The organism is Gemmatimonas sp., assembly GCF_046594945.1.
Taxonomy (GTDB): domain Bacteria; phylum Gemmatimonadota; class Gemmatimonadetes; order Gemmatimonadales; family Gemmatimonadaceae; genus Gemmatimonas.
In genome coordinates this window covers 1-8621 of sequence record NZ_JBKJRB010000073.1, presented here as the reverse complement: position 1 = coordinate 8621, position 8621 = coordinate 1, and the positions used below count along the sequence as shown (strand labels likewise).

Sequence of the window (8621 nt, the reverse complement as noted above, 5' to 3'; positions counted from 1 at the left end):
GCAACAGCAACAGCAACAGCAACAGCAACAGCAACAGCAACAGCAACAGCAACAGCAACAGCAACAGCAACAGCAACAGCAACAGCTGGAACACGGATGTAACCGATTGACGGAAATTCACGCGATAAGCAAACAGGCGCTGTTGATGTTATCCCGTGCGTTTTCGTTGATCAGTGCTCTCCGTGTTCCAGCTGTTGCTGTTGCTGTTGCTGTTGTAGTTGTAGTTGTAGTTGTAGTTGTAGTTGTAGTTGTAGTTGCTGTTCTGACTGTTGCAGTTGTTTGCGGCTGGCTCTTACTGCGAACGCTGGTGGATCACGCGCCCATCAACCAGCGGTAGCCGATGCGGTAGGTACCGCCGTGCCCACCGATGTTTCCAGTACGTTCAGCGGGACCGACGCTGCCGCCGAGGTCGTACATGTCGTCGAGGGTGAGGCGTTTGCCGAAGATCGGGAATTCATCCTCGTCGACGAGCCCTTGGAAGAACGACCCGAGGGTCGTGATAACGAGGCCGACGGCGGCACCAACCAGCGGTGTGGCGAGCGCACCAACGATGGTGGATGCGAGAAACCCAATGTTCTTGGTTAGATCGGCAGCCACTTCTTTCCCATCGCTGTCTGTCTCGACGAGCTTGAAGAGGACGTACATGTGCTTCGGGTAACCGTCGGTGGACGCAAGGCTAAACTGGCCGAGCGGGAGTTCGCCGTAACTGTAGCGGTCGCCGTTCTCGAAGACGCCCATATCCCCTGCATATCCGGACGCAACGTTTCCGCCGGCGCCAATGAGCACGGTGCCCAGCACGATCTCGTCTGGGTTATCGCGCGGCGTGGTAATGCGAACGGCGTGGATCGCCCGCAATTCTGCTATCACGCGCTTATAGACTGGGCGGTCGTCATTGTCCTGACGCGGCCGCACGACCACCCGCGACCTTTCCGGCGGCGTGACCGAAGGGCGCGCGATCAGCTTCTTGATGCGCATCGGTTCGCGCATGGCCTGCAAAGAACGCGCGCCGACGATACGTTGCGCTTTGGGCTCATCTTTCATGAGCATCATGGCACGCGGCGCGAGACGCTCCATGAGTGAGGCATCGAGCGAGCCGATGCCCTTCGCGATCACGCGCTCGACGTCATCATCATCATCGCCAAGTATGAACTTCGAAGGTTCTGCCTTGGCAAGGATACCCTTGATCAACGCCGCTTGCATCGCCGGCGCATGCTCACGCGCGAACTGCCGTTCCTCGCGAGTAAGGGTGTCGATCGCATTGACAGACGTGTCGGCCGCATCGAGCGCCGCCGACTCCTGTTCGGTCATCCGATGTCGTTTCGCCACCTTCGATTGAATGCGGACACGATTTGATTCAGCGAGCGGAATATCTTCGCCATCCGCACCGGCCGTCGGTGTGAACGGCTTGCGCAGATTGATATCTGGCCGAAGCACTTTTTCGTCGGGCACCGTGAACCTCCGTAGCATAAAGGGGGAGCTGCTTTGGAGCTGCGAACGTCGCGCGAGCTGGCGTATCACTTCAAGCGATCTCGACGTGAGCAGTGGCGATCACAGTCGAGTTATCCGGTGACCGCCATCACGAAGGCGTGATGTGCATTACAGGCTGTTGCTGCTTGCCGACTGCTGCGCCTAGTGCACCCGCACGGCTGGCACGCCGACGTATACACCTGCGGTCTCGAGCTGCGTGAACTTGGGCACCACGGACAGGGGGCCAACTTGCACGCCGTCGCCGGATTCAACGCCGATACCGATCACGCTCCCGATACCGATAAGCGTGTTCCGACCGAGCCGAACGGGGGCAGTTTTGAGAATGCCGTGCTCGACGACGTGACCCGACACGTGCGCATCGGAGCCGATCACTACGCCGTCGGCGAAGTCGAGCAGGTTGTGGTCCATCAGCGCGAGACTGTTCACCCATACATTGCGTCCGATACGCGCGCCGTTGAGACGCATGTACCAGTTCCAGATCGTGGTGGAACGGAACGCGGGGCCGGCGAGAACACGCACCACGTGGATGGTCATGAGATAGCGTCCCCAGTTCAGCACCGGCCAGCTGAACTCCCGCAGCGGCACGGTGACGCTGGCCGGCGTGCGCCAGCCGAGGGCTTTCGTCGCGAGCGCCGAGTACAGCATCAGCGAGCAGGCGCACACCAGATACACCGGCGCAAAGCCGAGCGACGCCAACGTCAGGCGAATCCATGTGGACATTGGCCACGTGGACTGCCAATGTATGAACAGCACAGCAGGCGCGAGCGCGAGGCCGGTGATGATCGTTTCCACGACCACCACCGACACTGAGGCCCACAGGAACCGAGCCGTACCACGCGAGGTCGCAGTCATTGAGCAGTACGCATGTGAAGGCGGAGCGAACGGTGGTGAGCGACCTTGGGGACATTGTGCCCGCATCGCACCACCCTGAACATTGTCACGTTCAGGGCGAAGGGCCACCACTGATCTACATTCCCGGTCTCGACGGCACGGGTCTGCTTTTCTACCGACAGTCCCGACGGCTGGCGCATCGCTTCCGTGTGATCACCTTCCGACTGCGCGACGACGCGCGCAGCATGGACACGCTGGTGGCTGAGATTACGCGCCAGCTGGACGATGCCGTGCCTGACGGCACACCAGCGGTTGTAGTTGGCGAATCGTTCGGGGGCGCCCTGGCCATGAGTTTTGCGCTCGCTCATCCGGAACGTGTCCGTGCGCTGGTGATCTTGAATTCCTTTTCACGCATCACACCAAAACTTAAGCTCTACGCCGCGATCGCGGCCGCACGCATAGTACCCTGGGGCACCATGCGACTCGTTCGGCGATTGACGGCATCGCGCCTGCACTCGGCGCACACACACCACGACGAGATTCGCCGCTTTCTCCTGCTCACCCGTGCCACCACCCGATACGGCTACATCAACCGGCTGCGCATCCTAGCCCGCTACGACCTTCGGCGCCGACTCAAAGAGATCCGTCTGCCAACGCTCTTTCTCGCGGCCGACGAGGACCACCTGATTCCCTCGGTCGAGCAGGCGACCTACATGTCCGCTCGCGTCCCGAACGCCGCGATGCGCGTACTGCACGGTCACGGTCACAGCTGCTTCCTTGCACCTGACCTGGACCTCGACGAAATCCTCAAAGCGTGGGGAAACCGGTAGGCAGCATCGGTGACGAGCACCGACAACGGCAACGACCGACAACGGCAACGACCGACAACGGCAACGGCAACGGCTGGAACACGGAAACGACGGATTTCACGGAATAGCACCGATAAGCAAGAACGCGTCGCCGCTGTTTCGTTTATCCCGTGCGTTACCGTTCATCCGTCATCTCCGTGTTCCAGTTCTTTGCTGTGTGCTGTGTGCTGTGTGCTGTGTGCTGTGTGCTGGTGCTGTTTGCTATTGGCTATTTGCGTTTGCCGTTGGGATTGCTGTTGTCAGATCTAGTCCAGTACTACGGAACGTCCCTCCCCGTACCCGCCGTATAGATCTCCGTCCACTCCTGCGCGTCGAGACGGATCGTGGTGGCCGCAACTGCCTCGCGCATCGCCTCCAGGCGCCCTGAGCCCGCGATTGGAATGGGGCGGCTGGGATGACGCAGCAACCAGGCGAACGCGATCGTTGCCGCACTCACGCCGCGCGCGATGGCGATCTGCTGCAGCATGCCGCGCACCCGGCGGGCGGCTGCCTCTTCGCCCGTAAACAACGTGCCGCCGGCGAGGGGCGACCAGATCATTGGGCGGATACGTCGACGTTGACAATGATCGAGCGTGCCGTCGGTGAGCGGTGCGCGGTGCAGCGGATGCCATTCGATTTGGTTCGTCACCAGCGGGGTGCGGCTTTGCAGCACGTCATACTGTGCCGGACTGAAATTCGACACGCCGAAATAGCGCACCTTACCAGACGTCCGTAGCTCATCGAAGGCGCGTGCTACTTCGTCGGCGTCCATCAACGGGTCGGGTCGATGCAGCAGCAGCACGTCGAGATAGTCGGTGCCCAACAGGCGCAGGGACTCCTCCGCGCTCGCGATGATGTGCGGTGCTGACGTGTCGTAGTGCTTGATGCGGTGCGCCGAGCGCGCGGGATGGCACAGCCGGATGCCGCACTTGGTCACCAACTGCAGGCGCTGCCGCACGCTGGGCGAGAGCGCCAACGCCTCGCCGAACAGCTCCTCCACCCGATAACCACCGTAGATGTCGGCGTGATCGAAACTCGTGACGCCGAGGTCGAGACAGCCCTCGATCCACGCTAGCCGTTCCGCTGCGTTCCACGTCCAATCAGCCAGACGCCACGCGCCGGCCACTATGGGAGAGAGTGACATCCCGCCTTCTACCGATGACGAAGTGTGCAAAATGTCCGCCGTAGAGATATGGTTATGGTTCAGCTGGCCCGATGTACCGGACGAGCCCGATAACGCCACTGCCTGCCTTTAGCCGGTTTCCACCATGGGTGCACCGATCGCGGGGCCGCACGTCTACGATACGCCCGTCGGCGTAGTGTGGGGCACGGGTGGGCGGCTCACCGCCGCCGATGACGCGTTCCTCAGCATAGTGGGGTATTCGCAGGACGAACTCACCGCTGGTCGCATCGACTGGCCAGAGCTCACTCCGCCGGAGTTCCTGCACCTCGATGAGGCCGGCGTGCGTCAGGCCGCCGCGAGCGGTGGCTTTACCGTGCCCTACCAAAAAGAGTTCTTTCGGAAGGATGGCTCTCGCATACCCGTCTTGCTGGTCTGGGCGTTCATTCCCGACCAGCCTGACCAGTGGATGGGCTATGTAGTCGATCTGTCGTCGCACAAGTCAACCCCGGCCCCACGGCTCACGCTGTCGCAGCCGATAGCGCCAGTGCCCGATGAATTTTACCGACGACTGGTCGGGGAGCTGGTCAAAGAGCGCAGCCGCCTGCGCGCCGTCCTCGACAACACCCCGACGCCGATCTGGGCCGTCGACCGCTCGCATCGACTCCTGAGTGCCAACCAGCAGTTCAACCTGCTCGTTGAGCAAATCACCGGACGTCCTCCAGAGATCGGCGACGTGGTGACCGACGTGAATACCGACCCCGAGCGCCGTGCGCTCTGGAAATCGTGGTACAACAAGGCGCTACAGGGTCAGCCGGTACAAGGCGCGACGCGCTCGATTATTGGAGGACGCGTTTCTTCCCGTGATCATATTCTCAGTCCGATGTTCGACCAGGCCGGCGACGTGTACGGTGTGTCAGTCGTGTCGCACGATGTGACCGAGCGCATCGTCGGTGAAGAGGCGTTGCGCGTCAGTGAGTCGCGCTTCCGTTTGCTCGCCTCCGCCTCGTCGCTCGGCATCTTTTTGGCCGATGCGCAGGGCAATTACCTCTACGTGAATGCCAGACTCGCGTCGATGCTCGGCATCTCCGCCGAACAGCTGTGCACCGACGGCATCCTGATGCATATGCATCCCGATGATCGCGATCTGGTGTCCGACGAACTCGACGGCGCGACACGAGCGGGTGCGGACCTTGTAACGGAGTTCCGTATCCGACGTGTTGGCGCGGACGGCATCGAGGAGGACCGCGCGCTGCGCCTCTGGCTCGCAGCCGTCATCGAGCGCGATCGATGCACCGGATTTGTCGGCACCGTGGAAGACGAAACGGAGCGACTCATGTCGGCCGCGCAAGCCAAACAGAGTGAGCGCATGGAGTCGTTGGGCGCACTCGCCGGTGGCATCGCGCACGACTTCAACAACATGCTGGCCGTGGTCGTGGCCAATGTCGACCTCGCGCTGGGGGAGCCCAACGTGCCGGCGGCCGTGGCCGAAGAGCTCGAGTCGATCAGCATTGCCAGCTTGCGCGCCCGGGACCTGATCAAACAGATCCTCACCTTCAGTCGGCAGGCAGACACCGAGCACGGCGCGATCGACCTGACCGCGCTCGCGGCCGAAAGCATTCGTCTGCTGCGCTCCACGATGTCCGCGCGCGTGCATCTGGAGGTCGCGCTCCCCGAGGCGCCGGTCATTATTTCGGGCAATGCGAGCGAGCTGCAACAGGTGCTCGTCAATCTCTGCGTGAACGCTGAACACGCGGTGCGTTCCGCCACCATGCCGGCCATTGCGGTGACGCTGCATTGCGACCACGATGCACACGGCAGCGCCATCGCCGTACTCACCGTACAGGACAATGGCATCGGCATGTCGGCTCACACGGCGCGACGCATCTTCGAGCCCTTCTTTACCACCAAGAAGGTCGGCGAAGGCAGTGGGATGGGATTAGCGGTCGCGCACGGTACGGTGCTGGCTCACGGTGGCAGCATCGCCGTCGACACCGCATCGGGGAACGGGACGTCGTTTCGCATCGAACTTCCACTCGTCGCGAGGGAACCGGCGGCGCACCCGCCCGAAGCGGTGAACTTCACGATGGCGGAAGGCACGCTGCTGGTGGTGGACGACGAGCCCGCACTCGCGCGCGCCCTCGCCAAGGCGTTGCAGCGGCGCGGCTACACTGTGTACACGAGTCATGACGGACGGGACGCGCTGCAGCAGCTCGACGAGGGCATCGTGCGTCCTGATCTCGTGCTCTCTGACGTGGCGATGCCCAACATGTCGGGGGATCGCCTCGCCGAGGAACTGCTCGTGCGCTACCCGGCGATTCCCGTCATACTCATGACCGGCTTCAGCCGCGATGTGAGCGCGGATGGTCCACGCGGAGCGAACGTGGTAGACGTGATATACAAGCCGATGTCCACCAACACCGTCGTCGAGATAATCATTCGCACGCTTGCCCGCTGAACGTCAGGTGCGCGCAGGCGCCTCGTCTTCGCCGCGGTACACACACCCCGAGGTGCACGTTTCCCGCACGACGATCTGATTGAGACCAGGCAGCGTGCGCACGAGCCGTTGCCAGATCCAGCGCGCGATCACCTCGCTCGTAGGATTCTCAAGGCCGGCGATGTCGTTGAGATAGTAATGATCGAGCTCCTCGATGATCGGCTTCACCGACGCTTTCAGGTCGGCGAAGTCCATGACCCATCCCTCATGGGCCGACAGCGGCCCCTGCACGTGGACGGTGACTTCGAACGAATGCCCATGCAGCCGCGCGCACTTGTGCCCCGGTGGCACGTTCGGCAACCGGTGCGCGGCTTCAAAGGTGAACTGCTTGTAGATCTCCATTAGCGCCTCCGCTGTCCGAATCGTAGCACACATCCTTCTTGAATCAACTCACGCCGCATCCGCACGGCGAGCACATTAGTGCCATCAGCAAAGGCGTCGCCCTTCTCCCACTGCTCTGCCGGAGTCTGTCCCATGTCCGCTCACTCTTCCCGCGCCGTAATCGGTGCCCTTGCGATAGTGTGTGCCGTGTTTCTGCTCGCGTCGTCTCACGACGCCGGTGCGCAGAGTACAAAATCGGCGGCGCTACGTCGCACGCTCGACAGCCTCTCGGCGGCGCATCATGGGGTGGTCGGCTACAGCATCACGAACCTCGAGACGGGCGAGCATCTCGAGCAGCGCGGTAATGAGACCTTCTCCACCGCCTCTCTCATCAAGGTGCCGATTCTGGTCACGCTGTTCGACTTGGCCGAGCAGAAGCTGCTTACGCTCGACGATCCCATCGTGCTCAGCGAGATCGACAAAGTGGGCGGCGCGGGGCAACTCCAGAACCTCCGTACGCCGCTCACCCTTCGGCTCTGGGACGTGGCCTATCTCATGAGCACGCTAAGCGACAACACCGCCACGAATCTCGTGCTCGATCGCATCAAGATCCGGCGCGTCTGGCAGAAAATGGAAGCGCTCGGTCTCTCACACACCAAAGTGCACAGTGGATCGATGACCCGCATTGCCAGCGTCGCCCCCGATAGCTCCGCCAAATACGGACTTGGGGTGACGACGCCGAATGAGATGGCGCAGCTGTTCGTACTGTTGGCACAGGGCAAGGCGGTAAGCCCGACGGCCGACTCGACCATGTTGCGCATTCTGGCGGACAACCAGGACGACTCGAAGCTGGCGCGCTTCACCTACGGCACACGTCTCGCGCACAAGAGTGGTGACGTGGACGCGTCACGCACCGACTGCGGTGTATTCTCGCTGCCGGCTCGGGTCGTGGCCTGCGTGCTCACGAAGGAGAACACCGACACGCGCTACTGGATGGACGCCGAGGGGAACGCGGTAATCGGCCGGATCGGCGAAGCCATCGTGAAAGCGTGGAAGTAGGGACTCTGGGACGAGAAGCGCGACGGTGGCTCGCGTCATGCTGCGTGTACGTCTGAGATCGTCAATGCGACGATTGTCGAGAACGTCACTCGATGGGGAGGGGTTCATGAATCGTTTTCGTATGCCGTACGTGAGCGCGGCCATCACACTTGCGCTTGCTTCACTTTCCACGACGGCGGCCGCGCAGACGTGGAGCGCCACGATGAATGGCGCGAACGAGGCGCCACCGAATGCGTCGGCCGGCACGGGCTTCGCGTTGTTGTCGTTAGCGGGAAACACACTCACGATCGTGGGCTCGTTCTCGGGATTGACCGGCACCACCACCGCCGCGCACCTGCACTGCTGCACCGCAACGGCGCTGACCGGTACGGCGGGCGTCGCGACCACCACGCCCAGTTTCGTCGGATTTCCACTCAGCGTTACGGGGGGAAGCATCGATCTGGTGCTCGACCTGACG

Annotated in this window: 8 protein-coding genes; 4 read left to right on the top strand and 4 right to left on the bottom strand. The window is 62.1% G+C overall.

The genetic code is table 11. From position 1 onward, the window contains the following. Window positions 1-312: 312 nt before the first annotated feature. Window positions 313-1113, bottom strand: a complete 801-nt coding sequence (locus ACLL97_RS08245) for a hypothetical protein (protein ID WP_411279998.1) — start codon at window positions 1111-1113, stop codon at window positions 313-315. A 516-nt stretch (window positions 1114-1629) separates the two neighbouring features. After that, a complete protein-coding gene (locus ACLL97_RS08240) occupies window positions 1630-2340 on the bottom strand; it encodes a hypothetical protein (RefSeq protein WP_411279997.1) in 711 nt (236 codons plus the stop codon). On the opposite strand from ACLL97_RS08240, the gene ACLL97_RS08235 reads away from it, so the two are divergent. Then, complete coding sequence (locus ACLL97_RS08235) at window positions 2340-3149, top strand: alpha/beta fold hydrolase (RefSeq protein WP_411279996.1); 810 nt, start codon at window positions 2340-2342, stop codon at window positions 3147-3149. The genes ACLL97_RS08240 and ACLL97_RS08235 overlap by 1 nt on opposite strands. A gap of 295 nt (window positions 3150-3444) precedes the next feature. Here ACLL97_RS08235 and ACLL97_RS08230 read toward each other — a convergent pair whose 3' ends face one another. Continuing rightward, entirely contained in the window at window positions 3445-4311 is an 867-nt protein-coding gene (locus ACLL97_RS08230; protein ID WP_411279995.1) for an aldo/keto reductase family oxidoreductase, read from the bottom strand. 124 nt (window positions 4312-4435) lie between these two features. Between ACLL97_RS08230 and ACLL97_RS08225 the strand changes: the two genes are divergently transcribed. Then, entirely contained in the window at window positions 4436-6745 is a 2310-nt protein-coding gene (locus tag ACLL97_RS08225) for a PAS domain S-box protein (protein WP_411279994.1), read from the top strand. A gap of 3 nt (window positions 6746-6748) precedes the next feature. On the opposite strand, the gene queD is transcribed toward ACLL97_RS08225, so the two are convergent. Next, the gene (gene queD / locus ACLL97_RS08220; RefSeq protein ID WP_411279993.1) at window positions 6749-7126 is read right to left on the bottom strand and encodes a 6-carboxytetrahydropterin synthase QueD; all 378 of its coding nucleotides are present in this window, start codon (window positions 7124-7126) and stop codon (window positions 6749-6751) included. Between the two features lie 132 nt (window positions 7127-7258). Here queD and ACLL97_RS08215 point away from each other — a divergent pair, with 132 nt between their 5' ends. Both ACLL97_RS08215 and ACLL97_RS08210 read left to right on the top strand, forming a co-directional pair. Next, window positions 7259-8164, top strand: a complete 906-nt coding sequence (locus ACLL97_RS08215) for a serine hydrolase (RefSeq protein ID WP_411279992.1) — start codon at window positions 7259-7261, stop codon at window positions 8162-8164. 106 nt (window positions 8165-8270) lie between these two features. Beyond that, window positions 8271-8621 (top strand): CHRD domain-containing protein (locus tag ACLL97_RS08210; protein WP_411279991.1); only part of this gene is annotated, 351 nt, incomplete at its 3' end.

What these genes read in the sequence shown, in the direction of transcription:
- ACLL97_RS08240 (WP_411279997.1), bottom strand. Translation starts at nt 2,340, where the DNA reads ATGACTGCGACCTCGCGTGGTACGGCTCGGTTCCTGTGGGCCTCAGTG.
- ACLL97_RS08230 (WP_411279995.1), bottom strand. Translation starts at nt 4,311, where the DNA reads ATGTCACTCTCTCCCATAGTGGCCGGCGCGTGGCGTCTGGCTGATTGG.
- ACLL97_RS08225 (WP_411279994.1), top strand. Translation starts at nt 4,436, where the DNA reads ATGGGTGCACCGATCGCGGGGCCGCACGTCTACGATACGCCCGTCGGC.
- queD (WP_411279993.1), bottom strand. Translation starts at nt 7,126, where the DNA reads ATGGAGATCTACAAGCAGTTCACCTTTGAAGCCGCGCACCGGTTGCCG.
- ACLL97_RS08215 (WP_411279992.1), top strand. Translation starts at nt 7,259, where the DNA reads ATGTCCGCTCACTCTTCCCGCGCCGTAATCGGTGCCCTTGCGATAGTG.